Origin of the sequence: Streptomyces sp. NPDC048481, from assembly GCF_043200075.1 — a bacterium.
Lineage (GTDB): Bacteria > Actinomycetota > Actinomycetes > Streptomycetales > Streptomycetaceae > Streptomyces.
This window is the reverse complement of sequence record NZ_JBICXC010000010.1, coordinates 113276-130713: the sequence shown is the minus strand read 5'-3', so window position 1 is coordinate 130713 and position 17438 is coordinate 113276. Positions and strand designations below refer to the sequence as shown.

Below are 17438 nucleotides of genomic sequence, written 5' to 3'. Positions count from 1 at the left end.
CGATCACGCCGTCGCCGCTTCCCAAGGAGCACAGTTGACACCGCACAGCATCGGGCGCCGCCAGGTCGCGAGCACCCCTGTCGAGCTCACCGGACTCGGCTTCGGGGCCTCCGTCATCGGCAACCTCTACAGAGTCACCCCGGCCCACGACGCGCAAGCAGCAATCGAGGCGGCCTGGGAAGAGGGCATCCGGTACTTCGACACAGCACCGCACTACGGGCTCGGGCTGTCCGAGCGCCGCCTGGGCGCGGCGCTGGCGGGCCGGCCACGTGACGCGTACGTCGTCTCCTCCAAGGTCGGCCGCCTGCTCCTGCCCAACGAGCACCCGCGCGGCACCGACACCGAGGGCTTCGTGGTGCGCGACGACCTGCGCCGGCAGTGGGACTTCAGCCGGGACGGAGTGCTCCGCTCCATCGAGGACACGCTGGAGCGCACCGGCCTGGACCGCCTGGACGTCGTCTACCTGCACGATCCCGACGACCACTGGAGGCAGGCGGCGGAGGAGGCCATGCCGGCCCTGGCGGAGCTCCGGGACCAGGGAGTGATCGGCGCGATCGGCGCCGGAATGAACCAGTCGGCCATGCTCGCCCGCTTCCTGCGCGAGACCGCGGCCGACGTGGTGATGCTGGCCGGCCGGTACACCCTCCTCGACCAGTCGGCCCTGGACGACGTCCTGCCCGCCGCCGAGGAACTCGGCAAAAGCGTGGTGGCCGTCGGCGTGTTCAACTCGGGACTGCTCTCCCGCGACCACCCCGCCGAGGGCATGAAGTACGACTACCAGGAGGCCCCGCCGGCGCTGCTCGACCGCGCTCGGGCGATCGCCGACGTCTGCGCGGCGCACGGCACCACCCTGCCCGCCGCCGCGATCGCCTTTCCCTCCACCCACCGCAGCATCGTCAACGTCACCCTCGGTATGCGAAGCCCGCAGCAGGTCGTACGGAACGTGGAACTCCACCGCCGGTACGTCCCCGACGGGCTCTGGGACGATCTCCGCGCCCGGGGACTCATCAGGGCGGACGTGCCCTCGGCGCACGGGCCCGGAAGGAGCGCACGGTGTCTCTGACGGACAAGGCCATCGTGCAGATCCGGGAGCTGATCCGCAGCGGAGCGCTGCCGCCGGGCTCGAAGCTCCCGCCGGAACCGGAGCTGGCCGCTCAGCTGGGCCTGTCCCGCAACCTCGCCCGGGAAGCCGTGAAGGCGTTGGCCGTCGCCCGGGTCCTGGAGGTCCGGCGGGGCGACGGCACCTACGTGACCAGCCTGCAGCCGAGCCTGCTCCTGGAAGGGCTCGGCGGCGCGGTGGAACTGCTGCAGGGCGATTCCGCCGCGCTCCAGGACCTCATCGAGGTACGGCGGCTCCTGGAACCGGTCGCCACCGCACTGGCCGCCACCCGGATCTCCGACGAGCAGCTGGCCGAGGTCGAGCAGCACCTGAACGCCATGCGCGAAGCCCAGGACGACGTGGAACGGCTCAACGCTCACGACGCCGCGTTCCACCGCGCCGTCATCTCGGCCACCGGCAACGAAACGCTCCTCACGCTCCTGGAAAGCATCTCCGGGCGCACCCTGCGCGCCCGCATCTGGCGCGGCCTGGTCGACACCCAGGCCTCCGGCCGGACCCTCGCCGAACACGAGGCGATCTTCCGGGCGCTGTCCGCCCGCGACGCCTCCCTCAGCCGGGCCGCCGCCCTGCTGCACGTCAGCAACACCGAGCTCTGGCTCAAGGCCCACCTGCGTTCGGGGGAGGCCCTTCCGTGGGGCGTGACCACAGGGCTCTGACCAGCCATTCCCGAGACGCTCTTGCGTCCGGCAGAAGCCGCCTTGCGTGCCACCGACGGCGGCCGGAACCTGTCCACCACCACGGCACGCGGGGCGAAGACGCCCCGGAGACAGGGACGTCAACCCCGTTCACACGACCGTCTTGTCCCCGATGACCAGCGACGTGCGGGCGCCTACAACCCCCGGAGGGATGTTGCCGAGTTCGGAGAACGCCCCCGCCCCGTGTCGGTGCGTCAGGACCATGACGGTGCAGCGCTGGAACGTCTGATCGATAGCATCGCGTCGCGACGTTGTGGTGGTCGACGACCTGATGAAGTGGGGGAGTTATGAGCGATGACGTTCTGTCGATCATTCCGAGTGATCCGCAGTGGCAGCCGGACCGCGACGCGGCCGATCGTGTCGCCGCGCTCGTCGGGGACCTGGCCCCTGGTGGGGTCGACGGCGTGGATGTGGAGATCGAGGTGGCGTGGCACGACGTGGTGACGGCCGTCGACTGCGGGGCGAACCTGGAGAGGATCGGCTGCCCCTTGTGCCAGGCGGCCATCGACACGGAGTGGTGGGGCGACCTACTTGACGCTCAAGGTGACGACGGGTTCACCACGCTCGCGGTCGACGTTCCGTGTTGTGGAGGCTCGACCACTCTCGACGCGCTGGATTACGACTGGCCCTGCGGTTTCGCCCGGTTCGAGATCGCCATCTGGAACCCGGAACGGATCTGGTTCAGCGAGGACGAACTGACGGCCCTGGGAGACCGGCTGGGCCATCCGGTGAAGCAGATCCGGGCCCACATCTGAACCTTCGCAGCCCAGGCGGTTGCCTGCTGCTCCGCCCGGGCCATCGTGGCGGCGCCGGTGGGCCGGACATCGCCCCTGCTGCGCGGCCGCTGGCCGGGACACGGAGCCGAACAGGGCGTCTCGGCGTGTGGCGGCGACCGAACGGCAGTTCCGGCCCGGCAGCACGCGTGGCCGCCGCCGACCGGGGGCGGTCGACGGCGGCGGCTTGTGCTGTCACCCGAGCCGTTCCGGGCGGCGGGACTCAGAAGTCGTCGGCCCCGTTGCGCAGTTCGGGAGTCCAGTAACCGGTGAGGGCCTTCGCCGGGTCGACGGCGATGCCCTCGCTGCCGGGCGCGGTGACCGCGACGACGGTGGAGTCGCCCTCCAGCGTCACGGAGAACGCCGACACGGGCTCGTTGTCCTCGTCGACCCCGCCGTCCGACAGCTTCACCAGCGCGTAGGCCGGGGCGCCCGGCGCCAGCACGACCGGCGCGGCCGGCTTGCTCTTGGCGACGGCCGGCACGTCCTGCTTGTGGCTCTCCAGGAACTGCACGTGCGGGAAGCCCGGCAGCCGGCAGGAGTGGCCGGAGGTGTTCTTCGCGGTCAGGACGATGTGGGTGGTGGGCGGACCGTCCTGTCCGGCGGCGGTGACGCGGACGTCCCGCGCGGTGCACACAGGAGTGGAGGCGGCCGCCTGCCGACCGCTCCCGCCGGCCGAACCGGCGGAGGCGGTGGAGCCCGTCGGACCCTTCGACCCCGCCGATCCCGTGGAGCCTGCCGTGCCGGCCGATCCTGCCGGACCGGAGCCGTCCGTGCCGGCGGCGGCCGTCGCCCCGGACGTCGTAGAGGTCGAGGCGACCGTGGCCGCGGGGGTCGCCGCGGGCGAGGACTTGACGCCCGAGCCGTTCTGACAGGCGGTCAGGGACAGGGCGAGGGCCGTGCCGGCGAGGGCGAGCAGGGTGGAGCGGTTACGTGCGGTGTTCATGAAACGTTCCCCGTGAGCGGTAGAGGGCCGCGGTTCGGCGCCGTCGGCCGTTGTGATGGTGTCTGTCCGGTGATCGCGGTGATCGCGGTGATCGCGGTGACCGTGGTGCTGCCGGTGGTCCCGGTGGTCAGTTGGCCTTGCCCGGCCGGTAGTCGGAGGGCAAGGTGTGGACGAATTCGCGCGGGTCGGCGTGCGCGGCTTCCAGCAGTTCCGGGACGCTGTGATAGCCGAGCGCGTAGAGGTTCCGGGAGGGGTCCCAGGTGTTGTAGGCGTACATCGCGTTGCGCTTGATCTTCATGTGCGAGCTGGGGATGTCCAGTACGTAGGCGGCGCCGTCCGCACGGTCCTGCCGGGGACGTTTGTAGGCGTAGACGTCGTTGAACCGCACATCGGAGATCGTGCCGTCGTTCATCAGCCGGTAGGCCACGTCGCTGCCCGCCTTGTGCGTCTCGGTGTGCTCCAGCCAGCCGGCGGTGAACTTGTGCGAGGCGCCGGGGTACTGCGCCGCGAGCGCCCTGACCTTCGCCTCGATCCGGTCGACCAGCTTGTTGTAGGCCGAGGTGCTGGAGAACCCGTCGTCCACGACCTTGAAGTTGATGACCTTGTCCACGCCCAGTGCCTTCGCGGACGCCATGAACTCGGCCGTCCGCGCGGCGACGATCTTGGTGGTCCCGTCGGTCGGCCAGGACAGGTTGTGCCGGCCGCCCGCGGCGCACGGATGCGGGGTGGACCACTGGGTCAGCGGGCACGGGTCGGAGTTCATCCGCACGGCAAGGTCGGGATTGCGGCCGTTGCTCACCAGGACGAGGTAGACGGGCCGGCCCGCCGCCTTGTGCTCCAGGATCGACCCGGCCAGCCCGATCGCGTCGTCGTCCTGGTGCGGGGCGTAGAAGATGGCGGGCTTGGCGGCGGCCGACGCCGCGGGGGCCCGGCCCGTCTGGTAGGCCAGGGCGGCGGCGGTCAGCGCGCCGGCGGTCAGCACGCTGCGCCTTGACGGGCCCGCGGAGTCTGCGGTGTCGCTGTTCATGTGAGAGGTCCCCGTTCGGTGATCCGACGGCACGACTGCGCGACGGCTGTCGGTGGTCGGTGGTCGGTGGTCGTCAGTCGGTGGTTGTCAGTCGTTGGTCGGTGGTACGGGCAGTCGCTCGTGGTCGGCGACGGGCGCGGGGGAGCGGGGTGGTCGGCGCCGCTTCCCTGACCGCGCCGGATCCGCCCCCAGCGGCCGTCCGGCCGGGAGGTGCCGGGCGGACGGCCGCTGGGGGCGGCGCCCCGCGTTCGTCTTCAGTCGATCACTCCCGGCGCCCCGCGCCCAGGCGGTTCTCCCGGCAGAAGTACCGTCGGCCATACTTCTGCCGGTGGCTCGCATCCGGACGAGCCGGACGATCGGGGACATCGACGGTGCGCGTCGGCACGCCTTCCACGGGGGACTTCGGGCAGCAGCTGCGGAATCTGCGGGTCCGCGCCGGATACAGCCAGGAGGCGCTGTCGCAGGCGGCCGGGGTGAGCGTCAGGGCGCTGGCCGACATGGAACGCGGACGCACCCGCGGGCCGCAGCGTCTCACCGTGCAGGCTCTGGCCGAGGCGCTGACACTGGACGACGCCGAGGCGGCGAGCCTGGAGAGGTCCGCTGCCGCCGGACGCCCGCGCCCACGTGCGGCGGCGAGCTCCGCGGGCTCCGGCAACCTGGCCCTTCCGCGCGACATCCGCGACTTCACCGCGCGGGGCCCGGCCCTGACCCGACTGATGGAACTGGCACAGGAGGCCGATGCGCACGCGGGGACGGTCACCGTCGTCGCCGGGCAACCCGGCCTCGGCAAGACCGCGTTCGCGGTGCACGCCGCGCACCGGCTCGCCCCGCACTTCCCCGACGGCCGGTTCGCCCTGGATCTGCACGGCATGGATGCCGAACCGACCACACCGCGCGATGCGCTGGCCCGGCTACTGGGGGCCGTGGGCGTCGCCGACGCGGCGATGCCCGCCGACACCGACGACCGTGCCGGCCTGTGGCGGTCCCTGGCAGGCGAGCGGCGCATGCTCCTGCTGCTGGACAACGCCGCCGCAGAGTCTCAGGTCGCCCCGCTGCTGCCGGGGGCCGGTCCGTCGCTGACGATCGTCACGAGCCGCCACGCCCTGGCGGGCCTGGAGTCCGTCCACCGCACCGACCTGGCGCTGCTGCGCCGCGAGGAGGCCGTGGAACTTCTCACCCGCATCGTCGGCCCGGACCGGGTGCGGGCCGAGGCCCAGGCCGCACGCGACCTCGCCGACCTGTGCGGGCACCTGCCGCTCGCCGTGCGGATCGCCGGCCAGCGGCTCCTGAGCCGGCCGCATGAACGCCTCGGCAAGCTCGTCGCCCGGCTGGCCGCCGAAAGCCGCAGACTGGACGGCCTCCAGGCCGGAAACCTGCAGGTTCGGGCCGCGTTCGCGCTCTCCTACCGCCAACTGGCCCCCGACGCGCGGATCCTGCTCCGGCGCGCCGCGCTGGCCGCCGGAGGGGACTTCAGTCCCGAGACCGCCGCCGTCCTGGCCGGCCTGGCCCACGACGAGGCGGTCGCCTGCGCCGAGGAACTGACCGATGCCGGACTGCTCCAGAGCGATCCCGACGCCGAGCGGTACCGCTTCCACGACCTGCTCCGGCTGTACGCCGCAGAACAGGTCGACAGCGAGGACGGCCCCGACGTCCGCGACGCCGTCCTCGACCGGACCGCGGACTGGATGCTGCGCCGGGCCACCGCCGCCGCCCTGCACTTCGACGTCGACCACGAGCGCACCGCGCCGCAGAGCGACCCCGACCCCGGCCGAGCGCCCACCGGCCGGGACGAGTCACGGGCCTGGCTGGAGGCCGAGCGGGCCCAGTGGCTCGCCGCGCTGCGCCGGGCCCATGACGCGGGCCGGCACCGGCAGGTCCTGGACACGGCCCAGGCCATGCACTGGTTCTCCGACCTCAACCAGCACTGGGAGCAGTGGGTGGAGGTCTTCCGGCGCTCCGCGGACGCCGCCCGCCGACTGGGCAGCAGGCAGGAGGAGGCCGTACACCTCAACTACCTCGCCTGGGCGCACAACCTCTGCGTGCACGACCCCCACGCCGCCCTCACCGCGGCCGACGGCGCGCTGGCGGCGGCCGGCGAGTGCGGGGACGGGCTCCAGCAGGGCTGGGCCCTCGGGTACGGCGCCGGCGCCCTGCACCGGCTGGGCCGCACCGAGGAGGCGGAGGAGCGGCTGCGCGAGGCGGCCCGCTGCCTCGCCCCGCAGGAGTCCCCCCAGGCCCGGCTGGCCGAGCTGACCATTCTCAACACCCTCGGCACCCTTCTGCGCCAGAGCGGCCGGGCAGCCGAGGCGCTCGAGATCCACCGCCGCAGCGAGCGCATCTGCCGCGCGGGGGTCCCCGGCCGCACGGACGAGGTCATCGCCCTGTACTACGCCGTCGCCCGGCAGCAGATCGGCAACGACCTCGCGGCCCTGGAACGCTGGCACGAAGCCGAGGCGCCCCTGCGGCAGGCCCTCGCCGCCTTCGACGCCGCACAGATGCCGGCCTGGTCCGGGCAGGCCCGGCTCGACCTGGGCCGGGTACTCGGCGCCACAGGACACCCGGAGGCCCGTCAGACCCTCCTCACCGCCCGCGACACCCTCGCCGCCATGCGAAGCCCCCGCCAGGCGGAGGCCGCCGAGGCCCTCACGGCTCTCGACGCACGCGACGCATGAGAGGCGCGCCGCCTTCGAGCCGTCGCCCTCCCGCCCTCAGCGACGGAATCCAACCGGTAACTGACGAAACGTCATGTGCCTTTGACCATCACGGCATTGGCGACGGTGGTCGTGGCGGTCATGGCGGTCACAGCTCGACGGAAGCGGCCGTGGAGCGGTAGCGCTGCCGAGCGCCGAAGTCCTGGTAGTCGTCGCCCAGCCATCCGGCACTGTGGTTGAGGAGCTGGCGCACGGTGACCTGCGACGACGCGAACGGGTCGGCCACGGCGAAGCCGGGGAGATATCGGCGTACCGGGGCATCCAGCGCGACCTTGCCGCGCTCGGCCAGGCGACAGGTCAGCTGAGCGGTGCGCCCAGGTCAGGACGGCCACGCGCTGGGCGCCGAGGGCGTCGTCGAGGCCCGACACGTCGAAGAAGCCCGTCGGGGTGGAACGCGGCGATCGCAGCCGCCCCGGTGGGACCGCCCCGGCGGCGTGCAGGATTCCCGGGCCGGTCACAGGCACGGCGGAGCCGAGGGGATCGAGCAGGCCGCCAGGTCGGCCGCGTCGGTCAAGGCACAGAAGGCTGTGCCACGTTCTGGCTGACTCCGGGAGCTGGTCGCCCCGTTACTGCCGGGGTGCGCTGCTCGACCGCAAGGCGGCGGGACCGCTCCGCGTGACGAGCAGGTCGTGTTCACCGCAGTGGTGTACGTGGCGACCAGCGGCTGTGCCTGGAGTTCATGATTATCGCGACGGGATGCGGATGCCGTCGCTGAACTCGCCTGGCACGTCTCATAAGGTCTCATGGGACGGCCCGTTCACCGGGACAGTGGACGGGCCGTGGGGCTGGGTGTGCAGACCTCGGGTCAGCGGGGGCCGAAGCCGCCGTAGGGCCGCAGCGGAATGATCTGGAAGCTCGACATCTCCTTTTGTGCCAGCGGAAGTGCAGCCACAGCTGTTTCGGCGTCGTGCAGCGAGTCAGCTTCGAGCAGGAAGCAGGCGCCTCGGGTATCCCCGCGGAGCCAGATCTGACGGAGTGCCCCATCGGCATAGAGCTCTCGAACCGTCTCGGTTTCCTGCGGCAGGACCGCCGCGAAGTCCTCGTCGCTGAACCGGTCGCTGTAGCGCTGTGTGATCACCATGAATTGCACATGCCGAAACTATCAAGGCATGAGAAAGCCATCGAACACAGCGACGGCTGGCAGGCTTCCCCTGGACACCTCGGCGATGCGGGCTTCGAGGGCTGCTGCGCGCCGCCCCTGGAACCGGAGTTCGCAGCTGGCGGCTTCGTGTCGTCCGTCGAGGGGAGGGCGGTGGTCGGCGGTGAGCCGGCGGACGCGCTGCTTGAGCGTGGCGTTCTCGGTGGTGATGCGTCGGATGGCTTCCTCTGCGAGGCGACCTGGCGCGAACGCGCGCTGAACGCCGAGGAGGCACTCGACACCGCCCGCTCCGACATCCTCACCCAGCCGCACCCCCATCGGCGAACTGCATGCGGTTGGCTGATGCGGACGGCGCAAGCACGGTGCCGTGTGCATCGAGCCTGCCTTGTCAGGGCTTCGGGTCGATGGCGTGGGTGCGCCGGTGGTGGTCGTAGTGGCTGGTGTGCATTTCGGCCCAGTTCTGCAGGTGTTGCAGTGCCGGGGTGGCGCTGCGGGCGAGGTCGGTCAGGTCGTACTGCACCGTGGGTGGGCGGCTGGTGTGCACGGTGCGGGTGATCAGCCCGCCGGCTTCGAGGTCGCGCAGGGTCTGCGCGAGCATCTTGTCGCTGACGCCGCCGGCCCGCCGGCGCAGCTCGGACCAGCGTTGCGGGCCGTCCATGAGGTCGACCAGGACCAGGGCGGCCCAACGAGCCGTGACCAGGTCGAACAGCTGCCTGCCGGGGCAGGCGGGATTGCGGACGTTTCCTCGCGCGCTTTCCTGCACGTGCTCACCTCACCTGAAGGTATGTACTTCCCAGAAGAAAGTAACTCGGCGAGAGTGAGTGAGCCAACCCCTGATCGTCAAGGAGTACCTGTGGTAACCGACGTTGCCGTGACCCGCGCCGTGAACACCGTGACGGTGCTCGGCGGTCCCACCGCGCTGATCCGCCTGGCCGGCTGGACGCTGCTGACCGACCCGACCTTCGACGCCGCCGGCACCGAGTACCGAGACGGCCCGGTCCTGGTGCGCAAGACCGCTGACCCGGCGCTGAAGCCCGCACAACTGCCCGCTCTGGACGCTGTCGTGGTCAGCCACACCGGGCATCAGGACAACCTCGACACCGCCGGGCGTACGGTGGTTTCCGGCGCCTCGGAGGTGTTCACCACGGTCGCCGGCGCCACCGATCTCGGGGGCGCAGCCGTCGGCCTGGAGCCCTGGCAGACCCGGACCCTGTCGAAGCCGGGCCGCACGCCGCTGAACGTCACCGCGGTCCCCGCCCGCCACGGGCCCGTCGGCACCGAGGACATCACCGGTCCGGTCACCGGCTTCCTCCTGCACACCGACGACGGCTCGGCACCGAGCGTGTACGTCTCCGGTGACACCGTCGACCTGGACGCGATGAGCGCGCTGGCCGGCCGGTACCGCGTCGACGTGGCGCTGCTGCACCTGGGTGCGGCCGGCTTCGAGGAACTCGGTGACGTACGGCTGTCGCTGACCGCGACCCAGGCCGTCGAGGCCCGCCGCCTGCTCGGCGACCCCCTCGTGGTGGCCGTGCACGCCGAGGGCTGGGCGCACTACACCGAAGACCGCGGCCACGTCCAGCAGGTCTTCGACGCCGCCGGCGTCCCGCTGCACTGGCCCACCCCGGGCGAGCCCGTCAGCCTGCCCGACCCGCACACCCGCTGACACCTCAGCCTGGGCCGCCGCCGGCGCACCGGCCCGCTCCTTCCAGGGCGCCGGTGACACGGGGGCGGCTGCGGCCACCGCACTGCATGAGGGCCTCGCCACTGTGCCGGAAAGATCATCGGTGCGCACGACGGCGCCCAGCTGTTTGTGGGGCTGAGGCCGCGCACCACCGGTCAATGGCTTACGTGGATCGACCGTTCGCGGACGGGCCCGTCCGCGAACGAAGGAAAGAAACGGAAAGAAGATGAAACCGGAAGCCGTACACGAGCGCTTCGCCCGGTACCTCAAGGACCGCGACCTCGACGGACTGGGTTCCCTGTTCGACGAGGACGCCATGTTCGTGCCGGGACCGGGACAGGAGCCCGTCCACGGAAGGGCAGGCATCAAGGAAGCGCTGAAGCCCTACCTCGCGTCGCCCAGCACCATGGAGGTGGGGGCCAGGTCGGTCCATCAGAACGGCGACTTGGCGATGGTCCAGGCGTCCTGGCGGATCACGGGCGAGAGCGGCGTCGTGGAAGGAAACGCGGTCGAGGTGATGAGGAGGACGAGCGAAGGGGACTGGGTCTACATCATCGACAACCCCTACGGGGTCTGACTCTCGTCATCCCGGCATCACCGTCGGCCGACGGAACCTCGCCCCGGCAGCGGCGGCCGTATCAACTTCAGCACCACGATCGCCCGCCGCAGTCGGGACCGGATCCTTCGCAGTCCGACTCATCCGTCCGAGCCTGGATCCAGTACCCAACCGTCGCTGCCTGATCGGCTACCCGAGCGGTTTCACGGGCAGCGGTTTGCTCGCCTTTATCGGGCGAGGGGCGACTTGTCGCGCGCAGTCAGATGACGGGCCAACACGCGGGTGGTGCTGCCGTCGTCCTCCGTGAGGTCCCGGACATGCTCGAAACCGATTCCGTCCAGCAGGGTCAGTGAGGCCTTGTTCAGTGCAGCTACGGTGGCGTAAACCTCGGTCAGCCCGAGGGTGTCGAAGCCATGAGCGACGATCGCCTCTGCCACCTCGGTCCCCAGGCCAGACCCCCATGCCACCGGAGCCAGAGCGTAGATGATCTCGTGGCCTCCGACGACGTCGGTCGGCTTGATCTCGGCATGCCCGACCAGGAGTCCCTCCCGACGGACAGCCCAGACATCGAACAGTTCCTGGGCGTAGACCTTCGTGAAGATCCGCCCGAACAGGGCCCGGTCTGCTGCTTCGGAAGCGGGGCCGTCACCCATCCACTGCGACACCCTGGTGTCCTGGAACAGGGCGACGAAGTCCTCTTCGTCCTCAGGGATGTACGGCTCCAGCAGCAGCCGCTCGGTGCGCAGAGTTGGGGTCACGGACGACGACGTTACCCACGCGGCATCCAGGTCGGCCAACCACGTTCCCCTGCGCAGAGATCGCGCTTCCCGTCGCCATGCCGCACAGCGCGGCCGGTGCCGCAGGCCGAGCCATCATGCGGAGCCACTTACATGGCCGACCAGCCGAGTCCGGACCCCTCGCGCCCTTTCGACGGGGATTCATTTCTGCCGCGGGTCGGTGAGGGCCGGCGCGCGGTTCCCCGCGCCCGTTCCGGGGCGGTGCACCGCCCGCGGATTACTCCCCAGGGAGTAATCCGCACCCGACGTCGCCCCCGGAAGTACGCGCCACCTCGCCCTCCCGCCCGACGAAAGCCGTGGCTCTCACCGGAAGTCTGGGGATCGAAGCAGACACCACCCGGAGGGAGATCGGTCAATGAGGGCCGGAAAGACAACCACGACGAGAACGGGGCGCGGGCGAGCCGTTCCATGGGCGGTGCTCGGGCTGTGGATCGCCGTGATCGCGCTCGTCGGGCCGTTCGCGGCGAAGCTCGCCGACGTGCAGCACGACAAGGTCACCGACTACCTGCCGGCGAGCGCGGACTCGACGCAAGTGGCGAAGATCGAGGAGAAGTTGCCCGGTGGCGAGACCACCGAGATGGTGCTCGTCTATCACCGCGACGGCGGGCTCAGCGCCGCCGACCGGGAGACCGCGGCCGGGCAGGTCGCGGAGATCACCCGGCAGCACGAGCTGATCGGCGGTGCTCCCCAGGGGATTCCGTCCAAGGACGGCACGACCCTGATGTACCCGATCGCCAGCAACGAGCCCGGGGCGGACGAGGAGAAGCAGAACCAGCTCGTGACCGACGTTCGCAAAGTCGCCCGGGGCGAAGGCGGGTTGAGCGTCGATGTGGGCGGCACGGGCGCGCTGGCCACCGACTCCGGCGCGGTCTACGACTCGCTCGGCGGACCGCTGCTCTACACCACCGTCGCCGTCGTCGCCATACTGCTGATCCTGATCTACCGCAGCCCCGTGCTGTGGCTCGTGCCCCTCGTCGTCGCCGGGATCGCCGACTACATGTCGATGGGCGTCGCCTACGGCCTCAACCAGGCCTTCGGCACGACCGTCTCGGGGCAGAGCTCGGGTGTGATGACCATCCTCGTGTTCGGGGCGGGCACGGACTACGCGCTGCTGCTCGTCTCGCGCTACCGGGAGGAGCTGCGGCGCGTCGAGCGACCGTACGAGGCCATGGTCGCCGCCCTGCGCGGCTGCGGGCCCGCCGTGCTCGCCTCCTCCGGCACCGTCGCCGCCGGACTGCTGTGCCTGCTCGCCGCCGACCTCAACAGCAGCCGGGGCATGGGCCCGCTCGGCGCCGTCGGTGTGCTGTGCGCGCTGATCGCGATGATCACCCTGCTCCCCGCCGTCCTCGTACTGGTCGGACGGCGGGTGTTCTGGCCGCTCGTGCCCGCCTTCGGGAGCACAACCAAGCAGCGGCGGAGCCTGTTCTCGGCGATGGGCAGCTCTGCCGGACGCAGGCCGCTGACCGTACTCGCGAGCGGTGCCGTACTGCTCGGCGCCCTCGCCCTCGGCTCACTCAACCTGCCGGGACCGCTCAAGCAGGAGGACTCCTTCGTCAAGAAGCCGGAGGCCGTCGTCGCGATGGAGACCCTTGCCAAGGCCTATCCCGGACAGGGCAGCCAGCCCATCGACGTGATCACCCCGCAGGGGCGTGCCGACGAGACCCTCGCGACCGTCCGCGGCACACCAGGCGTGGGCAGCGCGGAGAAGGAGCGTACGGGAGACGGCTGGACCGAGATCGCCGTCTTCGCGAAGAGCGCACCCCAGTCGGCGGAGGAGACCGCCACCATCAAGTCCCTGCGGCACGAACTGAAGGGCTCCTACGTCGGCGGGGACAGCGCCCAGCAGATCGACCTGGAGGTCACCAACGCCCGCGACACGAAGATCGTCGTACCGCTCGTCCTCGTCTTCGTGATGCTCATCCTCATCGGGCTGCTGCGGAGTCTGGTCGCACCGCTGCTCCTGGTGGTCGCGGTCGTCGCGGTGTGGGGCGCCTCCCTCGGGATCGGCGGACTCGTCTTCGAACCGCTCCTCGGCCTCAAGGGCACCGATCCGGGGCTCGGACTGCTGTCCTTCGTGTTCCTGGTCGCCCTCGGCGTCGACTACGGCATCTTCCTCATGCACCGGATGAGGGAGGAGTCCCTGGCGGGAGCGGAACCGGCCACGGCGGCACTCACCGCACTGCGCACCACCGGCGGCGTCATCGCCTCCGCCGGACTCGTCCTCGCCGCGACCTTCGCCGTGCTGACGAACATGGGCCTGGTCCAGCTGGTCCAGCTCGGCTTCGTGATCGCCGTCGGCGTCCTGCTCGACACCTTCCTCGTACGGACGTATCTGGTGACCAGTGCCAGCGTCGCCCTGGGCCGGAAGGTGTGGTGGCCGGGCGCGCTCTCACGGCAACCCGGGCCGGCCGAACCGGCCGGGTCGAACGGAAGGGGCGGACCGACCGAGCCGCCCCGGCAGCCGGAACCCCTCGGCGCACCCTGAACACGCTGATCGTTCACCTTGATCCGGCGAACCCGCCCGCCCAGGCGCCTCTGCTTCCGCAGGGGCGCCCGGGTTCCCGTACGAGTACTGGAAGATGGAGCCGTGGAAGAACGGGGAACGACCACAGGGGTACGCGACCGGTCGGCGGCGGAGACGGCGGCCGGTGGCGGCGGGTGGTCCCGCTGCGCCGAGCGCGTCATGTCCGCCATCAACCGCGAACCGCTGACCGCACCGCACCGCACCCGCAACGACGCGGTCCTCGCCGTGTGCGTCGCCGTGCTGGCCGTAGCCATCGCCTGTACGGGCGGCGAAGGGATCCGGCCCGACCCTCTCGGCTGGACGCTGCTGCTCGCCGGGCACGTACCCCTCGTATGGCGGCGCCGCCGTCCGGTGATGGCCCTGCTCGGGATGGCAGCCTGCATAGCTCCGTACCAGGCCCTCGACTACAACCCCGCCCCACCCATCCCCGCGACCGTCCTGGCGCTCTACACCGTCGCGGCGACGGGCGCCGTACGCCGCACGCTGCTCACCGGCGTCGCCGTCCTCGGTGCGACAGCGATCGGCAACGGCCTCGTCAACCCGATGGGGGCGCTGGAGTCCCTGGAGATCTCCGGCTGGATCATCGCGGTCCTGTTCATCGGGATCGACGTCCGTTACTACCGCCGGTACGTCGCCTCCATCGTCGAGCGGGCCGAACGGGCCGAACACACCCGGGAGGAGGAGGCCAGGCGCCGCGTCGCCGAGGAACGGCTGCGGATGGCCCGTGACCTGCACGACCTGCTCGCCCACAGCATCACGCTCATCGGCGTGCAGACGTCCGTGGCGGCCCACGTCCTCACCGCCGACCCCGAGCGCCTCGACCGCAAGGCCGTCGCCCGGGCACTGGACGACATCGCGGGGACCTGCCGGACCGCCCGAGGGGAACTGCGTACGACGCTGGAGGTGCTGCGGGCGCATGACACGGTCGTGGGAGTGGGCGCGGACCCGGGGCCCGGTTCCGCGTCCGGTTCTGTCTCCGGGGCCGAGGACATGCGGGGGCCGCTGCCCGGGATCGACGGACTGGCCGATCTCGCGGAGACCGGCCGGGTGGCCGGGGCCAAGGTCGAACTCTCCGTCCGCGCGGACGACATCCCGCCCTCCGTGGGCGCCGCCGCGTACCGGATCGTGCAGGAGGCGCTCACCAACGCCGTACGTCACGGCGGCCGCGAGGACCTCACCGTGCGAGTGGGTCTGTGGACCGCGGACGGCGCACTGCGGGTGAGCGTCAGAGACGACGGGACGGGCGGGGACGAGGGCTCGGGCGGCGGGATGGGCCCGTCCGACGGCAGGCCGGGGTTCGGGCTCATCGGAATGCGGGAGCGGGCCCGTTGCCTGGGCGGCACACTGGACGCCGGCCCGGGGCCCGCCGAGGGCTTCGAGGTGACCGCCACACTGCCGCTGTCCCGGGAGGACGAGATCCGATGACCATCCGCGTACTGCTGGCCGACGACCAGAACCTCGTCCGGGCCTCCTTCGCGATGCTCGTCTCGTCGGCAGGTGACATGGAGGTCGTCGCCGAGGCGGGCACCGGGCGGGAGGCCGTGGCGCTGGCCCGGTCCGCGCGGGCCGATCTCATCGTGATGGACATCCGCATGCCCGACCTCGACGGGATCGAGGCGACCCGGCTCATCGCCGCCGACGAGGATCTCGCGGGGGTGAAGGTGCTCGTCCTGACGACGTACGAGACCGACGAGAACATCGTCGAGGCACTGCGGGCCGGGGCGTCCGGCTTCCTCGTGAAGGACATCAGGCCGGCCGAACTCCTCGACGCCATCAGGACGGTGGCCGCGGGGGAGTCCCTCCTCTCGCCCGGTCCCACCTCGCGGCTGATCGCCCGCTTTCTGCGCGCGCCGAACACCGGGACGCCACCCGCGCTGGGCGGACCGAGCGGGCTGTCCGAACGAGAACGGCAGGTGCTCGCGCTGGTCGCGCGCGGTCTCAACAACCCCGAGATCGCCGACGCGTTGGGACTCAGCCCGCTGACCGCGAAGACCCATGTCAGCCGGATCATGGGCAAGTTGGGGGCGAGGGACCGGGCACAGCTGGTGATCGTGGCGTACGAGTCGGGGCTTGTGATACCTGGGACTGTCTGAGTTCCAGGGCGCGGCGCCGGCCGCTCCGAAGTCGCTGGGGGCGCTCCACGAGCTGTCGTCGAAGCCGGCCGTCTCCCAGGCGCTCATGACCGCCCCGCGGTGTCGGCTGATTCGGTGCATGCCGGGCGACGGTGTCGGCCTGGGGCAGCTCCGTTGCGGCCGGCACCCTCTCGGCGCGAGTCGCCGCCTGGCTACGAGGCTGCGGCCTTGCGTTCCCTGCGGGATCGCAACCACGAGCCCAGGAACCAGACGGCCACGACCGACCCGGACGTCACCGCAGTGTTCAGCCAGCCCCGGTAAATGCCCGCGAAGCCGGTGACGAAGCACATGACGATGGTGAACACGGCCCAAATCATCAACCATCGAGCCGTCTTGGCCAGTCGCCTCTGTTCTCGCACAGCGTGAGGATAACGGTGGGCCTGAACGAGAGCGGGCCAGTCGTCGAACTGTCGTGTTCCACACAAGTCGCAGACGCTCTCACCGTGCGGCAGGCACCTGTCGAGGGCGTATGGCTGCATCTGCGGTCTGTTCGCTCGTCTACGGCGCCGTGAAGAGCAGCGGGAAGCGCAGGCCCAACCAAGGTCGGCGGCCCCAGGCGACGACCTTGGCGCGGGCCATGGTGGTGCGGGCGGTCCAGCGGCCCAGGGCGAGGAGCAGGAAGGCGACGGGGTCGATAGCTATCGTGCAGTCGGGCCGGCGGGGCGGGGTGTCGGTGACCGTGGGCACACCGTCCGCGAAGGTGACGGCGAAGCGGTCCCGGCCGATGCGCAGCAGGTAGCACGCACGGTGGCCGGCCGCGCCGGCGTTCACCACACGCGGCATGGCGAGCCGCATGAAGGGCAACGTGAACGCGACCACCTCCCGGTTGACCATGTGGGGCCCGCGCAGCGCGACCGCGATGTCGTATCCGTGCCCGAGCAGGTGCGTGAGCAGGTACGAGCCGAGGGTGGTCATGTTCATCGGCCCCATCGGCGTCAGGACCGACTCATGGGGACTGCGGCCGGCCGCGGCCGCGACGAAGGCCCGGGCCGTCTCCGCCGTCTCCGCGCCGAGGACTGCCGGATCCCGCTGCGGAAAGGCGGCCAGAGCCGCACGGTTGGCCGCCGCGAGGCCGCTGGGCGTGCCATCGCCGTAGGGGCGTTCCTCGCCCGCCGCGATGTCCGCCATCAGCTTCCCGGCCAGCGCGAGGTGGGCCGCCGCCTCGCCCACCGTCCACTCCGCGCCCCGCAGCGGCGTGTGCGGGTCGGCTCCCGCCTGCAGCAGCTCCGCGATCCGGTCGGCGGTGGCGACAATGGCGTCCTCGAGTGTCATGAACGCGATCGTGTCGGCGCTCGGACGTCCTGTCCAGTGCCCTGGCGGTCCCCCTCCCGCCTCTTTTCGAAGGCCGCTTGCCGGGCGTGGACGACGGCGTGG

18 protein-coding genes are annotated in these 17438 nt (G+C 71.3%); 9 read left to right on the top strand and 9 right to left on the bottom strand.

The features are described from left to right. Positions 1-34: 34 nt before the first annotated feature. From ACGFSH_RS26880 to ACGFSH_RS26870, 3 genes are all read left to right on the top strand, one after another. Positions 35-1063, top strand: coding sequence for an aldo/keto reductase (locus ACGFSH_RS26880; protein ID WP_393353072.1), 1029 nt, complete (start codon positions 35-37; stop codon positions 1061-1063). After that, the gene (locus ACGFSH_RS26875; protein ID WP_393353070.1) at positions 1054-1776 is read left to right on the top strand and encodes a FadR/GntR family transcriptional regulator; all 723 of its coding nucleotides are present in this window, start codon (positions 1054-1056) and stop codon (positions 1774-1776) included. Before ACGFSH_RS26880 ends, ACGFSH_RS26875 begins: the two co-directional genes overlap by 10 nt. 326 nt (positions 1777-2102) lie before the next feature. Next, a complete protein-coding gene (locus ACGFSH_RS26870) occupies positions 2103-2570 on the top strand; it encodes a hypothetical protein (protein WP_393353069.1) in 468 nt (155 codons plus the stop codon). 241 nt (positions 2571-2811) lie between these two features. Here ACGFSH_RS26870 and ACGFSH_RS26865 read toward each other — a convergent pair whose 3' ends face one another. Together ACGFSH_RS26865 and ACGFSH_RS26860 are read right to left on the bottom strand one after the other, a co-directional pair. Next, a complete protein-coding gene (locus tag ACGFSH_RS26865; protein ID WP_393353068.1) occupies positions 2812-3534 on the bottom strand; it encodes a DUF4232 domain-containing protein in 723 nt (240 codons plus the stop codon). 127 nt (positions 3535-3661) lie between these two features. Next, positions 3662-4561, bottom strand: a complete 900-nt coding sequence (locus ACGFSH_RS26860; protein ID WP_393353067.1) for a PIG-L deacetylase family protein — start codon at positions 4559-4561, stop codon at positions 3662-3664. Between the two features lie 371 nt (positions 4562-4932). Here ACGFSH_RS26860 and ACGFSH_RS26855 point away from each other — a divergent pair, with 371 nt between their 5' ends. After that, entirely contained in the window at positions 4933-7233 is a 2301-nt protein-coding gene (locus ACGFSH_RS26855; RefSeq protein ID WP_393353065.1) for an ATP-binding protein, read from the top strand. A gap of 127 nt (positions 7234-7360) precedes the next feature. Here the strand turns inward: ACGFSH_RS26855 and ACGFSH_RS26850 are convergent, their stop codons facing one another. The 4 genes from ACGFSH_RS26850 to ACGFSH_RS26835 form a co-directional block, all read right to left on the bottom strand. Continuing rightward, on the bottom strand, positions 7361-7573 hold the full coding sequence (locus ACGFSH_RS26850; protein ID WP_393353284.1) for a serine hydrolase: 213 nt from the start codon (positions 7571-7573) through the stop codon (positions 7361-7363). Between the two features lie 504 nt (positions 7574-8077). After that, the gene (locus ACGFSH_RS26845; RefSeq protein WP_393353062.1) at positions 8078-8353 is read right to left on the bottom strand and encodes a hypothetical protein; all 276 of its coding nucleotides are present in this window, start codon (positions 8351-8353) and stop codon (positions 8078-8080) included. A gap of 21 nt (positions 8354-8374) precedes the next feature. Then, positions 8375-8689 (bottom strand): hypothetical protein, encoded by a 315-nt coding sequence (locus ACGFSH_RS26840; RefSeq protein ID WP_393353060.1) that lies wholly within the window; start codon positions 8687-8689, stop codon positions 8375-8377. Between the two features lie 70 nt (positions 8690-8759). After that, positions 8760-9134, bottom strand: coding sequence for a winged helix-turn-helix transcriptional regulator (locus tag ACGFSH_RS26835; RefSeq protein WP_393353058.1), 375 nt, complete (start codon positions 9132-9134; stop codon positions 8760-8762). A 90-nt stretch (positions 9135-9224) separates the two neighbouring features. Here ACGFSH_RS26835 and ACGFSH_RS26830 point away from each other — a divergent pair, with 90 nt between their 5' ends. Both ACGFSH_RS26830 and ACGFSH_RS26825 read left to right on the top strand, forming a co-directional pair. Beyond that, positions 9225-10037: an MBL fold metallo-hydrolase gene (locus ACGFSH_RS26830; protein ID WP_393353056.1), complete on the top strand. Its 813-nt coding sequence runs from the start codon at positions 9225-9227 to the stop codon at positions 10035-10037. Positions 10038-10281: 244 nt separating this feature from the next. Then, a complete protein-coding gene (locus tag ACGFSH_RS26825; RefSeq protein WP_393353054.1) occupies positions 10282-10632 on the top strand; it encodes a YybH family protein in 351 nt (116 codons plus the stop codon). A gap of 206 nt (positions 10633-10838) precedes the next feature. On the opposite strand, the gene ACGFSH_RS26820 is transcribed toward ACGFSH_RS26825, so the two are convergent. After that, positions 10839-11369, bottom strand: coding sequence for a GNAT family N-acetyltransferase (locus ACGFSH_RS26820; protein WP_393353283.1), 531 nt, complete (start codon positions 11367-11369; stop codon positions 10839-10841). Positions 11370-11763: 394 nt separating this feature from the next. Between ACGFSH_RS26820 and ACGFSH_RS26815 the strand changes: the two genes are divergently transcribed. The 3 genes from ACGFSH_RS26815 to ACGFSH_RS26805 all read left to right on the top strand — a co-directional run bounded on the left by ACGFSH_RS26815 (position 11764) and on the right by ACGFSH_RS26805 (position 16025). After that, positions 11764-13893: an MMPL family transporter gene (locus ACGFSH_RS26815; RefSeq protein WP_393353052.1), complete on the top strand. Its 2130-nt coding sequence runs from the start codon at positions 11764-11766 to the stop codon at positions 13891-13893. Positions 13894-13995: 102 nt separating this feature from the next. After that, positions 13996-15357, top strand: coding sequence for a sensor histidine kinase (locus ACGFSH_RS26810; protein ID WP_393353049.1), 1362 nt, complete (start codon positions 13996-13998; stop codon positions 15355-15357). Next, positions 15354-16025: a response regulator gene (locus tag ACGFSH_RS26805; protein WP_393353046.1), complete on the top strand. Its 672-nt coding sequence runs from the start codon at positions 15354-15356 to the stop codon at positions 16023-16025. Before ACGFSH_RS26810 ends, ACGFSH_RS26805 begins: the two co-directional genes overlap by 4 nt. 191 nt (positions 16026-16216) lie before the next feature. On the opposite strand, the gene ACGFSH_RS26800 is transcribed toward ACGFSH_RS26805, so the two are convergent. Together ACGFSH_RS26800 and ACGFSH_RS26795 are read right to left on the bottom strand one after the other, a co-directional pair. Beyond that, complete coding sequence (locus ACGFSH_RS26800) at positions 16217-16369, bottom strand: hypothetical protein (RefSeq protein ID WP_393353044.1); 153 nt, start codon at positions 16367-16369, stop codon at positions 16217-16219. Positions 16370-16562: 193 nt separating this feature from the next. Beyond that, positions 16563-17336 (bottom strand): maleylpyruvate isomerase family mycothiol-dependent enzyme, encoded by a 774-nt coding sequence (locus tag ACGFSH_RS26795; RefSeq protein ID WP_393353042.1) that lies wholly within the window; start codon positions 17334-17336, stop codon positions 16563-16565. Positions 17337-17438 lie beyond the last annotated feature (102 nt).